17 protein-coding genes and 1 pseudogene are annotated in these 17,811 nt (G+C 50.3%); 3 read left to right on the forward strand and 15 right to left on the reverse strand.

Going from position 1 to position 17,811, the window contains the following annotated elements:
* Nucleotides 1-46: 46 nt before the first annotated feature.
* The 6 genes and pseudogenes from GN278_10280 to rplM form a co-directional block, all read right to left on the reverse strand.
* Nucleotides 47-886 carry a hypothetical protein gene (locus tag GN278_10280; protein XAT61093.1) on the reverse strand — a complete coding sequence of 280 codons (840 nt, stop codon included), beginning with the start codon at nucleotides 884-886 and terminating at the stop codon, nucleotides 47-49.
* Between the two features lie 262 nt (nucleotides 887-1,148).
* Nucleotides 1,149-1,257 (reverse strand): annotated as a pseudogene (gene rpsI, locus GN278_10285) (30S ribosomal protein S9).
* Between the two features lie 96 nt (nucleotides 1,258-1,353).
* Nucleotides 1,354-1,992 (reverse strand): GIY-YIG nuclease family protein, encoded by a 639-nt coding sequence (locus tag GN278_10290; protein ID XAT61094.1) that lies wholly within the window; start codon nucleotides 1,990-1,992, stop codon nucleotides 1,354-1,356.
* Nucleotides 1,993-2,209: 217 nt separating this feature from the next.
* The gene (locus GN278_10295; protein ID XAT61095.1) at nucleotides 2,210-2,887 is read right to left on the reverse strand and encodes a hypothetical protein; all 678 of its coding nucleotides are present in this window, start codon (nucleotides 2,885-2,887) and stop codon (nucleotides 2,210-2,212) included.
* Nucleotides 2,888-3,108: 221 nt separating this feature from the next.
* The gene (gene rpsI, locus GN278_10300; GenBank protein ID XAT61096.1) at nucleotides 3,109-3,600 is read right to left on the reverse strand and encodes a 30S ribosomal protein S9; all 492 of its coding nucleotides are present in this window, start codon (nucleotides 3,598-3,600) and stop codon (nucleotides 3,109-3,111) included.
* Nucleotides 3,600-4,064 carry a 50S ribosomal protein L13 gene (rplM, locus tag GN278_10305; GenBank protein ID XAT61097.1) on the reverse strand — a complete coding sequence of 155 codons (465 nt, stop codon included), beginning with the start codon at nucleotides 4,062-4,064 and terminating at the stop codon, nucleotides 3,600-3,602. Before rplM ends, rpsI (GN278_10300) begins: the two co-directional genes overlap by 1 nt.
* A 341-nt stretch (nucleotides 4,065-4,405) precedes the next feature.
* Between rplM and GN278_10310 the strand changes: the two genes are divergently transcribed.
* Both GN278_10310 and GN278_10315 read left to right on the forward strand, forming a co-directional pair.
* Nucleotides 4,406-5,221: a cyclase family protein gene (locus GN278_10310; GenBank protein ID XAT61098.1), complete on the forward strand. Its 816-nt coding sequence runs from the start codon at nucleotides 4,406-4,408 to the stop codon at nucleotides 5,219-5,221.
* A gap of 382 nt (nucleotides 5,222-5,603) precedes the next feature.
* A complete protein-coding gene (locus GN278_10315; GenBank protein XAT61099.1) occupies nucleotides 5,604-6,833 on the forward strand; it encodes an MFS transporter in 1,230 nt (409 codons plus the stop codon).
* Here the strand turns inward: GN278_10315 and GN278_10320 are convergent.
* The 5 genes from GN278_10320 to GN278_10340 form a co-directional block, all read right to left on the reverse strand.
* A complete protein-coding gene (locus GN278_10320; protein ID XAT61100.1) occupies nucleotides 6,830-7,414 on the reverse strand; it encodes an HNH endonuclease in 585 nt (194 codons plus the stop codon). The two genes, GN278_10315 and GN278_10320, sit on opposite strands and share 4 nt — an antisense overlap.
* Nucleotides 7,415-7,582: 168 nt before the next feature.
* Nucleotides 7,583-8,248 carry a prolyl oligopeptidase family serine peptidase gene (locus GN278_10325; protein XAT61101.1) on the reverse strand — a complete coding sequence of 222 codons (666 nt, stop codon included), beginning with the start codon at nucleotides 8,246-8,248 and terminating at the stop codon, nucleotides 7,583-7,585.
* Nucleotides 8,245-8,877 (reverse strand): DNA-3-methyladenine glycosylase 2 family protein, encoded by a 633-nt coding sequence (locus tag GN278_10330; GenBank protein ID XAT61102.1) that lies wholly within the window; start codon nucleotides 8,875-8,877, stop codon nucleotides 8,245-8,247. The genes GN278_10325 and GN278_10330 overlap by 4 nt, the downstream gene beginning before the upstream one ends.
* Nucleotides 8,878-9,241: 364 nt before the next feature.
* Nucleotides 9,242-11,263 (reverse strand): TRAP transporter fused permease subunit, encoded by a 2,022-nt coding sequence (locus tag GN278_10335; GenBank protein ID XAT62627.1) that lies wholly within the window; start codon nucleotides 11,261-11,263, stop codon nucleotides 9,242-9,244.
* 136 nt (nucleotides 11,264-11,399) lie between these two features.
* On the reverse strand, nucleotides 11,400-12,404 hold the full coding sequence (locus GN278_10340; GenBank protein XAT61103.1) for a TAXI family TRAP transporter solute-binding subunit: 1,005 nt from the start codon (nucleotides 12,402-12,404) through the stop codon (nucleotides 11,400-11,402).
* A gap of 164 nt (nucleotides 12,405-12,568) precedes the next feature.
* On the opposite strand from GN278_10340, the gene GN278_10345 reads away from it, so the two are divergent.
* Complete coding sequence (locus GN278_10345) at nucleotides 12,569-13,792, forward strand: MFS transporter (protein ID XAT61104.1); 1,224 nt, start codon at nucleotides 12,569-12,571, stop codon at nucleotides 13,790-13,792.
* On the opposite strand, the gene GN278_10350 is transcribed toward GN278_10345, so the two are convergent.
* The 4 genes from GN278_10350 to GN278_10365 all read right to left on the reverse strand — a co-directional run bounded on the left by GN278_10350 (nucleotide 13,776) and on the right by GN278_10365 (nucleotide 17,775).
* A complete protein-coding gene (locus GN278_10350) occupies nucleotides 13,776-14,552 on the reverse strand; it encodes a phytoene synthase (protein ID XAT61105.1) in 777 nt (258 codons plus the stop codon). The genes GN278_10345 and GN278_10350 overlap by 17 nt on opposite strands.
* Before the next feature lie 91 nt (nucleotides 14,553-14,643).
* On the reverse strand, nucleotides 14,644-15,432 hold the full coding sequence (locus GN278_10355; GenBank protein ID XAT61106.1) for an endonuclease: 789 nt from the start codon (nucleotides 15,430-15,432) through the stop codon (nucleotides 14,644-14,646).
* Nucleotides 15,425-16,756 (reverse strand): DNA (cytosine-5-)-methyltransferase, encoded by a 1,332-nt coding sequence (gene dcm, locus GN278_10360; GenBank protein XAT61107.1) that lies wholly within the window; start codon nucleotides 16,754-16,756, stop codon nucleotides 15,425-15,427. Before dcm ends, GN278_10355 begins: the two co-directional genes overlap by 8 nt.
* Nucleotides 16,757-17,355: 599 nt before the next feature.
* The gene (locus tag GN278_10365; GenBank protein XAT61108.1) at nucleotides 17,356-17,775 is read right to left on the reverse strand and encodes a DUF2177 family protein; all 420 of its coding nucleotides are present in this window, start codon (nucleotides 17,773-17,775) and stop codon (nucleotides 17,356-17,358) included.
* Nucleotides 17,776-17,811: the final 36 nt, after the last annotated feature.

Consider the following 17,811-nt stretch of genomic DNA (forward strand, 5'->3'; position numbering starts at 1 on the left):
AAATATTGAGCTGAAAGACGCAGTTTACTATTTATAACTGGATCATTTAATTTTCTAATCTTAAATGCGACAGAACCCATTGATCCTCATGAATACTAAAAAAACGCTCGATACGGTCTCGCTGCTCAGAACTTAAAATTTCGAAACCTGCACCGACATCTGAGTTGGTTTCAGAAATTAATTCATTTGAGTTGATTTTATTTTCATTGAAATCTGAACTTAATTTTTTTCCGTCATCAAATTCACTTATAATCTTTTCAAACTGGATTTTTGGGTTCGAGCGTAAGCTTTCGTAACGAACAACTTTTGCAGAAACCTCATCTTTGTAATCTAGCCAACTTGATAAAAAGTTCATATACCACGGCAAATAGTAATCGATGGTATATTCGATATAATCATTAAGGTCCCAATTGTCCTTACAGTTTTTCAACCAAACAAATGAATAACCAGTCAAACCTGACGTGCTTGCATCTGAAGTCTTTTTTTTCATCAAATCCCTCGCAAAACTGACAGTTGAATCATAAACATTTCGAGTTAAGACTAATGTCTTGAAATTAAAATCCGACATGAGCAGAATATTGTGAGGCGTAGCCTTTATATGCATTTGAGCAATTGAACATACATCTGAGTTCGCCAACAACGCGGGCAGGTAAAGATCGTGCTCATTACTTGACCATGCATAACAGTAACGCGTCACTTGGCAATCGATTGAATTTGCAAGTACGTTTGTTACCCAAGTTGATCCTGACTTCGGCAACGCCGCTACTAAATAAAAGTCTTTGTCAACTTTACTTCTTTCATGCCAACGTAAATTTCTTAGACTTGGAAAAATGCGAGTATCATTTAAAAGTTTAAATACATCATTTTTATTGACTTTATACTGCATAATGCGTCTTTTATAAACACCATGTGCTATCGCGAGAGCTATATCTTTCGTCTATCTCTGCCGAATGATATAGCATTCAAACTCTGCGAATGCTCTCATTTTCTAAAACTTTAGTTGTGCAAATGCTTGAAATTATTTGCTGACGATAAATTTCCAACCTCACTATGTCAATAAGGTTTTGCGTCCATTGAGAAAACTCGAAAAAAGAAAAACGGCCGCAATACCTTGCAACCGTTTGTCTTTGTTTTGATGTAAAAAACACTTACCGCTTTGAGAACTGGAAGCTCTGGCGGCGCTTTGCGTTTACCGTATTTTTTCCGTTCAACAACCCGGCTGTCGCGGGTCAGGAAGCCGGCAGCTTTGATCGCGCCGGCGGTAGTTCAAGCGCAAATCTAGCGTGCCTACACGGGCTTGGACGGGAATTATTTCAACTCAAAGAGTTCTGAATGAAACTGCTGCGCAGAGGCCTAGTCGTTTTCGTCTAACTCAGGTTCATCAGCATCATCAAGCAAACGCTCCAACCTCTCTGCAATCGTTTCACCTTCAAACATCCAATATTGCCAGCCATTAACTGTTTGCCAAGTATATCCTTCGCGCTGCAAAAGCATCAGGGCAGACCTGCTTAGGCTTGTTTCACCACCCTCAAAAAGGATTTTCTTTTCATTGATAACCTGCGCCGTAACTGTATCATCGTTTGCATAGTAAATGGTATCGCCTTCGCTCAAACCTGCGTCGCTAAACTTATACGTCTTCCGCGGTTTACGGGTTGCTTTCTCTAGCGCTTTCACACCTTCAATATCTTCAGCTATGTCACTTTTCGGCGTTACATCGCGCCCACGCGTTAGCTTAAGCGCGGCGATTACCCGCTGCGTATCAATTTCAAAAAACTCTCTTGTTGTTCGTGTTCGATGATCAGCAAAGGCTTGATGAACAAGTTTCTCAACCTGAGCCTCATCATCTACTTCGATGGCATACACACAGCGAAATGGCAACGGCACACTCGTGTTATCCAGCGTGCGAAGCCTTTGCTCTAAATTGGTCGTTTTACCCACCTTTACGTAATCTTTAAAAGCTGGATTAGTGAGAACGTAGACTGTTGCCATAATTTGAAAATGCCTGTTTGCAAATGCTTTAAGTTAAGCACTTAGGCTAAATTGCTGACGACAATAGGTCAATGATGTCATTCGCCTATTGAGAAAACATATAAAAAGCACTTACCGCTTTGAGAACTGAAAGCTCTGGCGGCGCTTTGCGCTCTCTACCAGCCCAAAAATAGCACTTTGAACTGCTTCACCCGTAAAGGCAGGCAGGGCATTTCTAAATTCAATTTGGCTTGAAAGTCTGAAATTTTAATTCGGTCGTGAACCCCGCTGATGCATGCCAGTCACATGATTTAAATGTTTCAAAAACAACGCCTGATTTAAAAGTCTTCGAGCAAATTAACATCACCTCAACATCCTCATAATTTATCGAGGCAGCATCAATTACCCCTTTCCACCAATCAGGACTTCTTACTGTAATGTGCGCATTTTCGCCATTTGGCAGTAGAGCCCTGGCTTTATAGCAAGCAACATTTATCACAAGTAGCTTGTTTGTAAGAGAGAATAGCTCGTCTATAATATTTGGAATGTCTGCGACAAAGATATGCTCGAGTACATCCATGCACACAACACAATCGGACTTGCTTTTGTCCATTAAATTGCGTGCGGGTTCAAATATGCATACTTCTTTTACACGGAAAAATTGCTTTGCTGTTTCTCCGGTTGCTGGATCAAAACCGGACGCATCCCAATCTGAACCTCCTCCGCCATAATCCAACACCGTTTTTATTTCATCTCTTGAGATTTGTTCTTTGCAAAAATTTCTAAATTTTCTCAATTCAAAATCATTATATGCATTTGATACTTTGGAACCGTCTGTTCTTGCGTAGCCAGTGACTGCCATCTCTTCATATAATTTAATTAACTTGTTTCCTTTATCCGATAGCTTCAAGTTCTTCACTCTTCCTCTCCAGCACGGGACTGCTCTTAACATAAAGACTATGGGCATACCTACACCAGCACGCCAGACAAAAGTAAACCGTTTGTATTTTCGCTAAGGAAGCGCCCAAGTCACCATAAAATCATGTGCTAATTATCTTGGGAACTGACTGTGGTATATAAAAAAACAAGCGCAAACTTTCGTAAGCGCTTGTTTTAATTTCATACTCAATAAAACGTATATTACCGCTTTGAGAACTGGAAGCTCCGGCGGGCTTTGCGTTTACCGTATTTTTTCCGTTCAACAACCCGGCTGTCGCGGGTGAGGAAGCCGGCGGCTTTCAATGCGCCGCGCAGGGCGGGTTCATAGATTTGCAAGGCTTTTGAAATGCCGTGCTTGACCGCGCCGGCCTGACCTGACAATCCGCCGCCTTTCACTGTGGCGCTCACATCGAACTGATCTTCGACACCGGCCACCTGAAACGGCTGGCGCAGGATCATCTGCAACACCGGGCGGGCAAAATAAGCATTCATTGCTTTGCCGTTGACGACAACTTTACCAGATCCGGGTTTGATCCAAACACGTGCCACGGCATCTTTTCGTTTGCCGGTGGCATAGGAACGGCCAAGGTCATCACGCACAGGTTCACGAGGCGCGGCGACAGCTTCGGCCGCGACCTCGGGTGTATCAGCGACTGTTTCCAGATCGCTCAGAGATTTGATATCTTCGGACATTAGACAGCCACCCGTGTGTTTTTAGAGTTCATCGATTTGACATCCAGCACTTCTGGCGCCTGCGCCTCATGCGGATGCTCGCTGCCAGCATAGATGCGCAAATTGGTCATTTGCTTGCGGCTGAGACGGTTGCCAGGCAGCATCCGCTTGATCGCGCGCATCAAAACCCGCTCGGGGTGATCGCCTTCAAGGATTTCTTCCTTGGTGCGCGATTTGATGCCCCCGGGATAGCCGGTGTGCCAGTAATAATTTTCCTGCCGCTTTTTGCCCGTGATCTGGACTTTTTCAGCATTGATGATGACCACGTTGTCGCCGCAATCCATATGCGGTGTGAACGATGCTTTGTGCTTGCCACGCAGACGCATGGCGACAATCGAAGCCAAACGGCCCAGAACAACGCCTTCTGCGTCGATCATGATCCATTTCTTTTCGATATCTGCAGGGGTTGCAGAATATGTTTTCATAACGGGCGATCCCTTGATATTTCATGTCACAAAGCCGCCGCGGCCCTGTGTGATCTAGAGTGCTGTGTATAAAGCCTCTAATTGCACAGTCAAGCGCATTAAAGTTGATTTATTACAATGTTTTCAATTGGTTACAAAATAGGTATTATTTTACCCCACAACACAAAGCCATTAATCCTGCCAAATCCGTCTTAAACCAGATTAAAACCAGTTCATGGTTTTTGTTGCTAAATCCGGTTTACCGTGTTCTTCTTTTTTTGTATTTTACCTAATTTTATTTGTGAAGACGTTTTTATGGACGCGAGCTTTGTTCGCCTGATTAATTATGAAGGGAAAAGCATATGTGTGATATTTGCGTAATGAATTCGGTTAAGAAAAAAATGTTGTCGAGGCGTAGTTTTTTTAAAGCCACGGCAGCGACGGGCCTTGCGGCCGTGGCAACTGGGGCATCGGTGCCTGCGGCTCTGGCAGATGGGCATGGTTCGGTCGAGGACATGACCCATACTTTGCATACCGATTTTCCAACTTATTTTGGCGAGTCGCAGTTTTCAAGCGAGCAGATTTATAATTATGCGGAGCATTCTTTCAACCTTAACCAATACACCGTCAATGAACACACCGGCACGCATATCGATGCCCCGCTGCATTTTTCCAAAGACGGCACCTCGGTTGATGAAATTCCAGTATCCGAGCTTGTTGCGCCGCTTTGTGTGATTGATATCGCTGCGCGCGCGGCAGAGGACGCCGATACACAGGTTACGCCGGATGACATCCGCGCTTGGATTGCGACAAACGGCGACATTCCAAACGGTGCTTGTGTGGCAATGCACTCGGGATGGGCCGGTAAAGTTGATACCGATGATTTTCGCAACTTTGATGGCAAAGCGCAGCACTATCCAGGGTTTCATATCGAAGCTGCCCAGATGCTGATCGAGCAAACAGCCGCCCGCTCACTAGCGGTAGATACCCTATCGCTGGATTACGGTATCTCGGCTGATTTTGCGGCCCATTATGCTTGGCTGCCAACGGGTCGATTTGGCATCGAGAATATCGCCAATTTAGATCGGGTTCCAGCCGCAGGGGCAACTTTGGTCATCGGCGCACCAAAACACGCTGGTGGCTCTGGTGGCCCGGCACGGATTTTTGCATTGGTATAACACGCGTTACGAGCAAGCTGCGCGCTTGATTGAAAGCATAGAAATTTATTTCTAAGCGCGGCTTGTTCCTTAACGTTCCTTTACGCGGCCCAAAAAAAAGGGCGGTACGCAACTATATTGTCTTTTTCAAAGACAGCCCTGCCGGATTTGCCGCAGTGACATTGGCTGGCATAAAAGCCCTGCAGTTTTGCACTGCCCCTTCTGTTGAAGCACTGTGTCTGGCCTTCAAAACATATAGCCAATTCGGCCCAAAGCTGTTCGAACTTTCCAAATCTATCGCCGCATACGACAATACTAATATCACCAGCTGATTATTATTGCCATTTCCCCTATAGCGTGTTTTCCTAAATTTATATTTTACCTATTATAGAAAGTCTTTCCCATGCACTTCAAAGCGCGGCTGGTGGCGGGCCAAACCCTAAGCGGACTTGCCTATGGGTTCTGGCTGGCCACGGCGGGGATATATTTTATCGACAAAGGGCTTGAGCTTTGGATGGTGGGGCTGATCCTCGGGCTTAGCCCTGTAGTGACCGCCGCGCTAGAAGTGCCCTTTGGCATGCTGGCCGATCACCATGGACGGTTGCGTATTTATCGGCTGTCCGTGCTGATTATTTTGATAGACCTCGCAATGCTGTCGCTGTTTCATTCGGTGCCAATGTTCATTGCCGCATCGGTTTTGGGCGGGATAGGACAGGCGCTTCAAAGCGGCTCGCTTGATGCATGGTACGTGCAGCAGCTCAATCAGCGCGGCGAAGGCGAGAAACTTGAGATTTTAAGCGGGCATTTGCAGGCCGCAATGGCCGCCGGTATGGCGGTGGCGGCCATTGCTGGCGGTTATACTCCCGATTTTATGCCCAACTTTATGGGCATTTCCGGCACCGAATGGAATCCGCTCATCGCTTCGGGCGTGCTGATGGCGGTTTTACTGCTAAGTTACGGGCTGTATTTCGAAGGCGAAAACCATCACGGTGCCAGCGCCGAGGACGCACCGCATCAATCCATTGGCGGCATTCTGCGCGACGCGCTGCGCAACCCGTTTGTGGCCGAACTGCTGCTGGTGGGCGTCATGGCCGGCGCTTCCATCGCGGCGATAGATCTGTTCTGGCAGCCGCGCCTGCGCGAAATTGCGCCGGACATATCCTATGCCATCTTTGGCTGGATGACCTTTGGCTATTTTGCCACTGCCATTCTTGGCCCATTGCTGATCGGGCAGATTGCCAAAGCGCTTAATATTTCCCCGCGCCGCCAGATGCGGCTGATCCCGCTTGGGTTTTTTGGCGTGATCCTTGCGCTTGGGTTTATCGGATCGGTGCCGGTTTTTGTGCCGGTTTATTTGGCCTTTATGCTGCTTTTTTCAATGCTGAGCCCAGCGACCTTTACGCTGATCAATGAGGCCTCGGAAAACCACAACCGCTCAGCAATGCAAAGCCTGACCAGCCTGACATTTACCTTGGGCGCGGGCACCACCGCGCTTGGGCTGTCGTGGATTTTGCGTAGCAGCAGTCTTTCCGCGCTCTGGATCGGCATCGCGCTCTTTGGCATCACGCTGACCCTTGGCAAAAACCTTTATATGCGCCGCTTCGCTGAACCAGAAATTGAAGCCAGTGATTAAGCGTCCAGCTCGCTGTCCCAGTAAAGGAAATCCATCCAGCTTTCGTGTAGGTGGTTGGGCGGAAACTGACGCCCCGCATTGCGCAGCTCTTCGGCTTCTGGCTGGCGCGGCGGGCGGCGTAAATTCATCCCGGCACGCTTTAGGCTTTTAGACCCCTTCTTAAGGTTGCAGGGGCTGCAGGCCGCAACAACATTTTGCCAGCTGGTGACCCCGCCGCTTGCGCGCGGCACCACATGATCAAAGGTCAAATCCCCACGTGCGCCGCAGTACTGACAGCAAAAACTATCCCTTAAAAATAAATTAAAGCGCGTGAAGGCCACGCGCTTTTGAGGTTTTACATAGTCTTTTAAAACAACCACAGAAGGGATTTTTATTCGCGTCGTCGGACTGTGAACGTATTGATCATATTCCGCGACAATATCGACCCGATCCATAAAGGCCGCTTTGACCGCATCCTGCCAACACCAGAGCGACAAAGGATAATAAGACAAGGGGCGATAATCAGCATTTAGCACCAGTGCCGGATGTTGCCGAAGAGCCGAGGGGTCACGTACAAATTCCGTTCTAAATTCACCGTCCATAAAGTCGTGACCTCACCTTACTGCTCGCTCTGTTTTGTGGAAAGGTCTCGGCCTTTCCTTGTGCCCACTATATATCGCAGATGCCTTCTGACAACCCCCGATATCTTGGTTTATCAGGTCTTTAAGGTGATTTCGTACCGGCGATATGACGCGACAAGCGATTATGGGTCAAAGGCCCAGCTTATCGCGCATAAAAGCAAGCGCCACAGACAATCCATCCGGCGCGATGCCGTGCCCGGTGCCTTTTTGGATATGCGCAAAAACATCCTTAAAACCGGCACTTTGCAGGGCCTCGGCCGCTTCGGGCATCGATTGCACCGGCACCACTTCATCCTCATCCCCATGGATTAGCAGTACAGGCGGGCGGCTGAGCACATCGTCAATTAATAATTCTGGCTCGACCAATCGCCCAGAAAACCCAACCACACCGGCAAAGCTGTCTTCGCGGCGCGGCGCAATATGCAAGCTCATCATCGTGCCTTGGGAAAAGCCGAAAAGCACAACCTGTTCCGGCAACAGGTCATGATCCACCATCAATGCATCTACAAAGGCATTGAGATCTTCAAAAGCGGCCTGCATGCCGCGTTGCGAAGCCTCTAAGCTTGAGCCGTCGATCCATGGAATGGGAAACCACTGATATCCCATGGGAATACCTTCGCAGCTTTCCGGCGCATCCGGCGCAACGAAAAGCGTATCAGGCAAATGTTCACCGAGCGGATCGGCAAGGGACAACAAATCGGCCCCATTTGCACCATAGCCGTGAATAAAAACCACTGCCGAGCGTGTATTGCCCGAAACCGGTGCGCGCTGCTCTGCATTTAAAATCCGTGTCATCGAATGCCCTCTCGCTGTTTGGCAATTTTGTAATAAGCCCAGAGCAGCCGCGCTGCAACCGCTCTCCAAGGGGACCAGTCTTCGGCCATCTGCCGCAGTGCGCGTTCGCTTGGCCGCTCGGGCAACTCAAACAGAATACGCGCCGCTTCTTGCAGCGCAAGATCACCAGGGGCAAACACATCCGCACGCCCAAGGCTAAACATAGCGTAAATCTCAGCGGTCCAGACACCTATTCCAGGCACTTCGGTTAAGGTGGCGATGACCGCATCGCTAGGGGCCTCGCGCAGCGCGCCATAGTTAATGCGCGCCTCGGCCAAGGCTCGTGCATAGCGGATTTTCTGCCGGCTCAGGCCCGCCGCGCGCAATGCCTCATCGCTGGCCCATTGAATTTTGCGCGGCCCGGTCAGACGTGCATCGCGCAACCGGCCCCAAATGGCACTGGCCGCAGCGACACTAACCTGCTGGCTTACGATGGCGCTGAGCAATTGCGCAAATCCGTCCGGCCGCCGCCGCAATGGCAGCGTGCCCGTCAGCGCAAGCGCTTTGGCAAACCGAGGCTCCGACTTGGCAAGCCAGAGCGCTCCTTCGAAAACGCAGGCCGGTGCGGTTATTATTCTTTCGCTGTGCATTTCCCCCCAAAGCCTTAAGAACGCCAGACCGCAAACGCGGACCTAACTTTGATTTATCTTACTTGGTCAAAACTGTACAGCAATGCACCCTGCCCCGATGCCCCTGTGCACCTAGGGTTAGAGCACATAACCAGAATATGATTTTTGCAGCGAGATAGAGTGCGGATCCGAAGGTATGGGCGCATCAGCCCTAGCGTGCGGCGATGCTGCGCCAGTCCTTGAGCAACACATCAGAGCCCTTAAAGTCACTGCGCTGCCCTTTGGTCCGAGGTGCGCGACGAAGCTGACTTTCACAATCCTGTCGCAGATGACTGCTATTAAGTTCGTTAAGCCAAGCTCTCAATGCCAAATGATATATCATCGCTCATGCGCTGGGTTCTGTCTTCTTTCGTTTTTGTTGTATCAAGACAATAGGAACCAACATGACAAGTCCAACTAACATTGTCGAGACGCCAGGCGCGATAAACAGGAACGCGGTGATACCGACATACCAACGCTCCCAGTTTTTGAGAGGCGCGCTTAAATAACCGGAGAACGCTACTCCTAGAGAGCCAATGCCTAGTAGCGCTCCGACAAGTGTATAGGTAAATGCCCACCACGTGAATCCATCTGCGACTAGCAGTAAAGCTGGTGAATAGACAAATACGAAGGGAACAAGTGCTTTGGCAATGCCTAGCCGGAACGCCGTATTGCCTGTTTTGAAGGGGTTAGACCCCGCGATACCTGCGGCGGCATAGGCTGCTAGTGCGACGGGCGGAGTGATGTCAGCTAGAACGCCATAATAGAAGACGAAGAAATGCGAAACGATTGGTTCAACTTGCAATTGCGCCAGTGCAGGTGCCGCGACAGCAACTAGGATGATGTATGTCGCAGTCGTTGGGATGCCTGCGCCCATTATGATGCACGCAATCGCGATTAGAACGAGTGAAAAGAACAACGCCCATTGACCGACGCTAAAGTGATTGAGCGGCCAGATACCACCGACGACCTCGCCAATGTCGGTGGCCGTTTGCACCACCACATAGCCCAAACGAAAGCCAACCCCCGTCAGGGTGACTACCCCCACAACAATACCAACTGTCGCGGCGGCTGCGCCCACGGCAAGTGTGCTTTTTGCTCCGGAGCCTAGCGCGTGCCATAAATCAGAGAGTGACAGGCGATTATTCGGGTTTAAAAATCCAACAACTACACAGGCAATGATCCCGTAAACCGCAGCATAGTCAGGTGTTTTTCCAGACAAGATCAAATAAACCAAAATGATCAGTGGGATTATCGATAGCCAGTGATCTTTCAGCACTACACCTATTTTAGGAAGCTCTTCTGCCCTTAAGCCGCGCAGGCCCAATTTTTTCGCTTCCAGATGGACCATGATGAAAATACCGAAATAATGCAGCAAGGCCGGAAACAAGGCCGCTGCCAACACATCTCGCAAGGGAATTTCAAGGTATTCGACCATGATAAAGGCTGCAGCCCCTAGGATCGGCGGTGTTATTTGTCCGCCTGTTGAGGCCGTGGCCTCCGTAGCACCAGCAAAGTGCGCGGGGTAGCCAATACGCTTCATTGCGGGGATTGTTAACGCGCCAGTCGTTACAGTATTGGCAATTGATGAGCCAGAGATCGTCCCCATGAAAGCCGATGAAAATATCGCTACTTTTGCCGGGCCGCCAGAGTAGCGACCAGCCACGACCATTGCCAAATCGATGAACAGCTGACCAAGACCAATGCGTGTCGCCAGCACGCCAAAAAGGATAAATAGAAATACGTATTGCGCCATGACGCCAATAGCTACGCCGTAAAGGCCCTGATTGGTCATGTAGAGGTGGTTGATGATGCCTAGCCAGCTTGAGCCACCATGCTTCAATGCGCCAGGCATCCAAGGTCCGAAATAAGCAAAAGCAATGAACAAAATTCCGATGATCGGCAGGGTTGGCCCCACAGACCTGCGGGTTGCTTCAAGCGTAAGCAACAACAGTGCGGTACCCATCAAAACATCTGATTGGGACGGATTGCCGACCCGCTCGGAGACGATCTCGGGCGGAAGTAAAGGCAGATAGATCGCAGCCACAACGGCCAAAGCCGAGAATAGCAGATCAAGTATTGGCACGCCTTGTATCCGAAACCTACCAGCCACAGGAATTCGTCCGGTTTCGCGACGCCATCCAAATAGGAAAAACACAAGCCCAAGGACAAAAGACAAATGGATGCCACGATGCAAAAGTTCGCGGATCAGACCAAAGCCAGAGGCATAGAAATGATAAACAGACATGGCCACAAGAATGGCTGTAACGAAAAAACCAACCGCAGCACCTGTTGGTCTAAAAGCAGTCTCAGGATCAAATTTGCGTTCTAATTCTGCCAATTCTTCGGCAGTTAACTCGGGGCTCAGGGCCGGTGGTGAGCCGGACGTATCTTCAATCTTGTCATCTGTCTCTCGGTTGACTGTCATGATTTTTGTCCAGCTTAAAGATCAAAAAAGGCTCAAGAGGTTTGCACCACTTGAGCCTATTGTTTAAAACCTATTCCTACTTAAGTAGGCCGGCTTCTTTATAGAAACGCTCAGCACCTGCGTGAAGTGGCACACCAACGCCATTCAGCGCAGTAGCGGGTGTTATGGTCTTGCCTTTGGCATGGCCCACGTCTAGCAGCTTGCGGCTCTCGTCGTTCCACAGAGCTTTGGTAATACTGTAGATCAGTTCTTCGTCTTCATTTGCTGAAGTGAACCACTGTGCACCAACAGCTACAGTAGGGGTTGTCTTTACACCCTCATACGCGCCCTCAGGTATATCAGAAGATGCAAAAAATCCATATTTGGAGGTCAGGGCATCAGCACCAGCACCGTCAATTGGAACCAATTTGATGGACGCCGCAGATGCCAATTCAACTAAAGAACCCGTTGGGTATCCAGCGACAACAAAGAACGCATCAATCTTGCCATTACGGAGTGCTTCGGACGCTGCACCACCTTTCAAGGCCTCTGCAGTGATCATATCAGCTGACAGGCCGTTGGCCTCCAAGATCAGGTTTGCGTCGACATACGTGCCAGAACCAGGCTCATCAAGCGACACGCGCTTGCCTTTGAGATCAGCGACGGAGTTTATGCCACTGTCAGCCATAGTCACTAGATGGATGTGCTCTTCAAAAAGAGCGGCGATAGTCCGTAGATCCTTTGCAGGTTCTTTGCCTTCCATTGTGCCAGTGCCTGTGAAAGCCCAATAGGCCACATCGGACTGCGCGAAACCAGAGTTGCGCAATCCTGAGATAATCGCGTTTACATTGTCCACAGAACCACGCGAGGAAACAGCCGACGCAATCAGACCATCGACCCCACAAGAGCCACCTTTGCCGCATTCGCGCGATCCCGGAGGTTTTGAGATTGCGTTCGCAATAACACCACCAACAGGGTAGTATGTATAGGCCGTACCGCCTGTTCCAATTGTGAAAAAGTTTAATTCCTGCGCTTTCATTGGCAGCGCCAACAACAACGTTGATGTGGCGGCCAAAGCCGCTGTGCGAAGGTATTTATTCATGAGTTTCCTCCCAGAAAGCTTATCATTTCTTTGCCCGAATCTAGGCGGCTTTATTAGGCCAGTTCTAGTCTCTGACTTCAACCTATCCAAAAGATTTATCACCCTTAAATGTTTTTTCAACCAATGGCTTGCCTTTCGCTTGGTCTCACACTAGCACTTTTTGAATGATAATTTCTTCCCCTGATGCACAGGCCAAACGCAATGTCGCTGTGCTTATTTTTGCCCAAGCCATTTTAGGCTCGCAAATGCCGATTATTTTCATTCTGGCTGGTCTTGCAGGCCAGTCGCTGGCGGAAAATATCTGTTATGCCACCCTACCAATATCGGTGATTATTATCGGCTCGATCCCAGGCGCGCCGATGATATCAAGCATCATGCAGCGCTACGGGCGCAAGGCCGGGTTTTTCATTGGTGCAGGCGCCGGCGCCATCGGGGCCATTATCGGCAGCTTCGGGCTATACTACGATTCCTTTGCGCTGTTTTTACTGGGCAGTCTTTTTACCGGCATTTATATGTCCGCCCAGGGGTTTTACCGCTTTGCCGCCACCGATACCGCCTCGGATGCGTTTCGGCCGAAAGCCATTTCATATGTTTTGGCCGGCGGACTTTTGGCCGCCATCATCGGCCCGCAACTGGCCAAGATCACCTCGGATGCTTTTGTTATCCCCTTTCTTGGCGCCTATATGGCGGTGATTGCGCTCAATGTGTTTGGCGCTTTTGTGTTTGTGTTTCTCGACCTGCCAAAGCCGGATCAGGATGCAGCAACCAGCAGCGGTGGTCGCAGCTATCTTGAATTGCTGCGCAGCCCTAAAATTGCCACCGCAATGCTGGCAGCGATCATTTGCTATTCGATGATGACGCTGGTGATGACCGCAACGCCTTTGGCCATTGTGGGCTGCGGCTATTCGCAAAACACCGCAGCCGATGTGGTCTCTGCCCATGTGCTTGCGATGTTTATGCCATCGTTTTTCACCGGTCATCTGATTGTGCGCTTTGGCGTTGAGCGGATTATTCTGTGCGGTATTGCGCTGCTTGGCGCGGCCTGCATTGCAGGCCTTAACGGCATCACCATTGGTAATTTCTATGGCGCGCTTGTGCTGCTGGGTCTGGGATGGAATTTCGGCTTTATCGGCGCCACAACGCTTTTAACCAGCGCCCATAGCCCCGCAGAGCGCGGCCGCGCGCAGGGGATGAACGACTTTTTTATCGCGGCCAGTATCACCATCGCGTCCTTTGCCTCGGGCGGTTTGATGAACTGTAGCGGCAATAGCACGGCCGAGGGCTGGAATGCGGTGATTATGACTATGATCCCGCTGCTGGCGGTGGCGGCAATGGCGATCCTGTGGCAAATGCGGCAAAGTGCGGCGCAGCTTACCAGCGGCCGGTAAAACTGCGTAGCAAAAGCCCGGCGCGAAGCGCAAAGGGCGAAGCGGGCTGCAAGCCGCTGATCACCCGTTCGGGCGCCCGCCGCGCTTGCATAAGAACCCCTTTGGCGGCCGAACCGCACAGCAGAGCCGCACCCGCTTGGGCGGAAACTTCACTGCGCGCCGCGCGCGCTTTGGCAAGCTGCTGCAAGCCCCGCTCGGCCAAGGCGCGGATCGCTTCGGGCGATGGATCAAGCAGCGGCTGGCGGCCGGCGGCGATTAACGCAGGCACGGCTGCGAAAAAATTTGCAAGCCCCACGGCGCTGCCGAAATCTTCAAGCAAATCACTGTCACCGGGGCCGAGCGCCTGCGCCGCAACCCGCAAAAGCCGCCCCGAGGTGTGGCGCAGATAGCTGCCGAAATCATCTGCATCGGTGAACGGCTCGCGGTAGATATCCCAGCGCCGCGCGGTGACCAGATCGCGCAGGTCTTCGGCGGCCTGCACGGTGAGCGCGTCGGCCAGCGGGGTGACCACTTCGTGCCGGCGCACTCTGCCCCCTGCTGCAATTTCACCCAGCGCATCCTGCCACCATTGCAACCGCATTTCGGCAATCATCGGCTCTTGCGTCATCCAAGGCGCGCGCGCCACTTCTAGGTTAAAGGCAAAAATCGCAAACAGCTTTGGCCGCAGCGGCGCCGGCGCGGCCATCACCGCACGAAACCGCGCCGCATCGCCGCGTTCAAGCAGTCGGGCACAAGCAGAGATATCATCAGAAAACGCCATAGAGACCTTTGGGACAGACAGCAGTTGCCCTCTGGCATATAGCGCCCCCACGCTCAAGGGGCAATTGGGGGGTATCGGCCATAGCCGCCGATCAGTCGCGATAATCCCTTATCGATCCTTGATTGAGAATCTTTGCTGGAACAAGGCGATAATGCCGCTCTTCAACGACCTTGATCTCGTCGCTTTGCAAGGTGAGTTCAAACAAAGCAATAATCTGATTATCCATGAACTGAGCGGCGATAGCACGACACCGCATTCCCGGGAATTTGTCTTCAACAAAGCGGATATCTTGTGAAATTTGGACCATCCCAATTTGATCATTCCCACCCTTTGCCTGAACTGGAATAACGTAGTGACATCCACGTTTATCGAGACCGACATAGAGCTCATCGATCTCGATCTGGCCAATGCCTGTCACGGTTGTGCGTAGGTGGTTTTGTAGACTGTATGTCGTAAGCCCCAAAAAGGTGTCTATAAGTCGATTGTAACGAACAATAGCCAAAAGTGCCTGCTCGTCGTCCAGCGCATAGGCGCGGATTAGCTCCGGCGTGGCATCAGGAATTTCGGTTGTCAAAAGGTCTTTACGAGGCAAGACACGATTAAATTTGACCAAGCGAAAACTGTAAACTGCCTTCCCGGCAAGCTCAATTACCCACTCCATACCATCTGGCTGAGTGTTGAGGATTCTATCAGGCAAAGCAGCCCTGAACCTAAACCAATAAAGCAGGTCCCCCAAGTTCTTTGGTAGTTGTATATTTAGCGTCTTGGCAGCGTCTTCAATATCTGTACGTACAAATTCGAGTTCGGTTTCCCCGTCCACGTAAAGATCAAAAAATATCTTATCAATAAGAGCGCCATACCGATTAGATTTTTTAGCCATGTGCGACCCTCTCAGTTTTGAGATCTTCCTCAATCTCTTCCTGTTTCCGCTTTGTTGCGCCGCTTTTCCGGTCACGTTTGCTTGGTGGGGCCTGTACTCCAAAATATAGCGACGCTTGGGAACGATCGAGTGTCAAAAGTTTGGGGTCCCCAAGAGAGATAGCGTTGCTTGGGCTCGATGGCTTCTTGCCAAGTGCTTCAATCATTTTGGTTGCAATAACCCTAGCCAACGGTGGAGGGACAGAATTTCCGATTTGTCGTGCTCCGTGCCATTTTGTAACATTGAACCTGAACCAATCGGGGAATCCATGCAGCCGTGCCATTTCGCGCACGGTTATGCAACGCGCATAGCGATAGTGGATCGGGCGCGGGCTGGTGAATGCTCCCCTCGCGCCATCCGTCCCTGCCCGAAGCGTATTCGAGACTCCACCTCTTGGAAGTCTGAAAAACCGGCTTATTGGCTCAACTGTTCCCTCTTCCGTTTGTTGAAACCGCCTTCTAGAAATTGCAGTATGTGCTGTTCGAGCGCTAGAGGTTAGGGTATTGGGTTCCCAATGTCGCAAATAGCCAAAATGCCATGCATTGTTCGTAAGGCAGCGCAGATCAGCCGCGTACTCAGATGGGTTGCCAAACCGAACTGTCCTAACAGAATCGTAGACGTTGAGCGTTTCAAAGATGTCTGCGTCGGGTAGGTCGCCTATCGCATCGGCACACGATGGCCCAAATTCCAATTCTTGGTAAAGCTTTGGCCTTCCAGAGATGTTTGTTGTTGGCATTGGATATGTGGGAAGCGTCTTGCCCTTTTTCACACCCATCAGAATGAAGCGCTCACGCGATTGCGGGGTGCCAAAGTGAGCCGCATTGAGTACCTTCCAAGGCAAGCGACATTCATAACCTGCCTGATCGAACGTGTTTACCAATTCTTTTAAGAATACCTTGTGTTTGCCGACAGTAAGTCCTTTGACGTTTTCGAAGATGAAACTTTCAGCATCTAGCTCCCTTACAAGCCGAACAAAATCTAGAACGAGTTTGTTACGCGGATCGTTGAGTACGCGATGGCCGATCAGGGAAAATCCCTGGCACGGCGCTCCACCGAAGACGCAATCAATTTTCTCATCAGTTAAGCCTGCGCGCTTCCTGATTTCGCTACCTGAAAGGTCTGCCACTGACACGGGAATCACAGTCGTGTCAGGAAAGTTGAATTTATGAACAGCACAATGAACCGGGTCGATCTCAACCGCGGCTTTAACATCAAATCCTGCCTGCTCGAAGCCAAGGCTTAAACCCCCGGCACCGGCGAATAAGTCGATGCCGATTGGTCTCATATTACATCCCCACACATAACGTCACCTTACCATAATTTAAAAATGTATGCACGTCGATCATAGCATACAAACAAAAATTATGTTGAATGCTACTTCATTGGAAGCGTGACAGCCATAGAAATCGACGAGCTGCAAAAGTAGATCGATGCATGCGAAAGGATTCTAAATTACTAGGTTTAATTTAAACTTCCACGGCTGGCACCTCACGAATGCGCACCCGCAAATAGTAACCTGTTTCCCGACATTTCAATAGAAACCACCAAAATTCCCACCACCGCGAAACTGCCGTGATACGGACGCAATACCGACGTGGGAATTTGGCGGTTTTAGCCCCGATCGCGGACCCGTTTCCAACGGGTCGCATCCAGCAGCGCCTCAAAAGCTGACATCCACAATATTGGGCGAAACGCCCACCCGTGGCCCAGCGCCGTCCCTGCGTCCGGTCAAAGAGCGCAGTGGAACGTTGCCATAGTTTTACAGCGCCCCGATCAGCGAGGCTAAATAAAGATACGCCTGCGGCCGCAGGGCGACGCCGCCCTATGCGCAGGCTGCAAAAAGCCAAAAACCTTAGCTAAAGCACCGCAATTAAACGTAAAAAATCAACTTTTGCGCAGCACCAGATAGGCCGTTAACCCACTTGAGACCGAGCAAAACACAAGGCCTTCTACCAGAAACTCGCCAAGCGCCAAAAATGGAAACCCGGTGATGGTCCATAAAAAAACAAGCCCCGTGGTGCCATAGGCCGCAATCCCAACCAGCGCACCGTTTTGGATTGCAGCCCGATACTGGCCTTTCTCAATCGCCGGCTGCACAGCCAGTTTTAGCAAAACAAAGGCAATCATAATAAAGAAAAGCAAAATCGTCCAAGCATGGTTAGGCTGCTCTGACATCACATCACGAATACCAGCGCTTTCATAAAGCCCGCCCATGAATTTTAGCCCGAACGACATCTGGTAGGCAACATCTACGACGATATATATGACAAATATCAATACAAATTGGGTCAATCGGTTTTTCATATTATTCACTTTCTAATGCATTTGCTGATTATCTAT

It is taken from the genome of Rhodobacteraceae bacterium Araon29, assembly GCA_039640505.1.
Taxonomy (GTDB): Bacteria; Pseudomonadota; Alphaproteobacteria; order Rhodobacterales; family Rhodobacteraceae; genus CABZJG01.

Coding starts and splice junctions, on each gene's coding strand:
- rpsI (XAT61096.1), bottom strand. CDS start 3,600: ATGTCCGAAGATATCAAATCTCTGAGCGATCTGGAAACAGTCGCTGAT.
- GN278_10325 (XAT61101.1), bottom strand. CDS start 8,248: ATGACACGGATTTTAAATGCAGAGCAGCGCGCACCGGTTTCGGGCAAT.
- GN278_10340 (XAT61103.1), bottom strand. CDS start 12,404: ATGAATAAATACCTTCGCACAGCGGCTTTGGCCGCCACATCAACGTTG.
- rplM (XAT61097.1), bottom strand. CDS start 4,064: ATGAAAACATATTCTGCAACCCCTGCAGATATCGAAAAGAAATGGATC.
- GN278_10310 (XAT61098.1), top strand. CDS start 4,406: ATGTGTGATATTTGCGTAATGAATTCGGTTAAGAAAAAAATGTTGTCG.
- GN278_10365 (XAT61108.1), bottom strand. CDS start 17,775: ATGAAAAACCGATTGACCCAATTTGTATTGATATTTGTCATATATATC.
- GN278_10315 (XAT61099.1), top strand. CDS start 5,604: ATGCACTTCAAAGCGCGGCTGGTGGCGGGCCAAACCCTAAGCGGACTT.
- GN278_10355 (XAT61106.1), bottom strand. CDS start 15,432: ATGGCTAAAAAATCTAATCGGTATGGCGCTCTTATTGATAAGATATTT.
- GN278_10345 (XAT61104.1), top strand. CDS start 12,569: ATGATAATTTCTTCCCCTGATGCACAGGCCAAACGCAATGTCGCTGTG.
- GN278_10280 (XAT61093.1), bottom strand. CDS start 886: ATGCAGTATAAAGTCAATAAAAATGATGTATTTAAACTTTTAAATGAT.
- GN278_10320 (XAT61100.1), bottom strand. CDS start 7,414: ATGGACGGTGAATTTAGAACGGAATTTGTACGTGACCCCTCGGCTCTT.
- GN278_10330 (XAT61102.1), bottom strand. CDS start 8,877: ATGCACAGCGAAAGAATAATAACCGCACCGGCCTGCGTTTTCGAAGGA.
- dcm (XAT61107.1), bottom strand. CDS start 16,756: ATGAGACCAATCGGCATCGACTTATTCGCCGGTGCCGGGGGTTTAAGC.
- GN278_10350 (XAT61105.1), bottom strand. CDS start 14,552: ATGGCGTTTTCTGATGATATCTCTGCTTGTGCCCGACTGCTTGAACGC.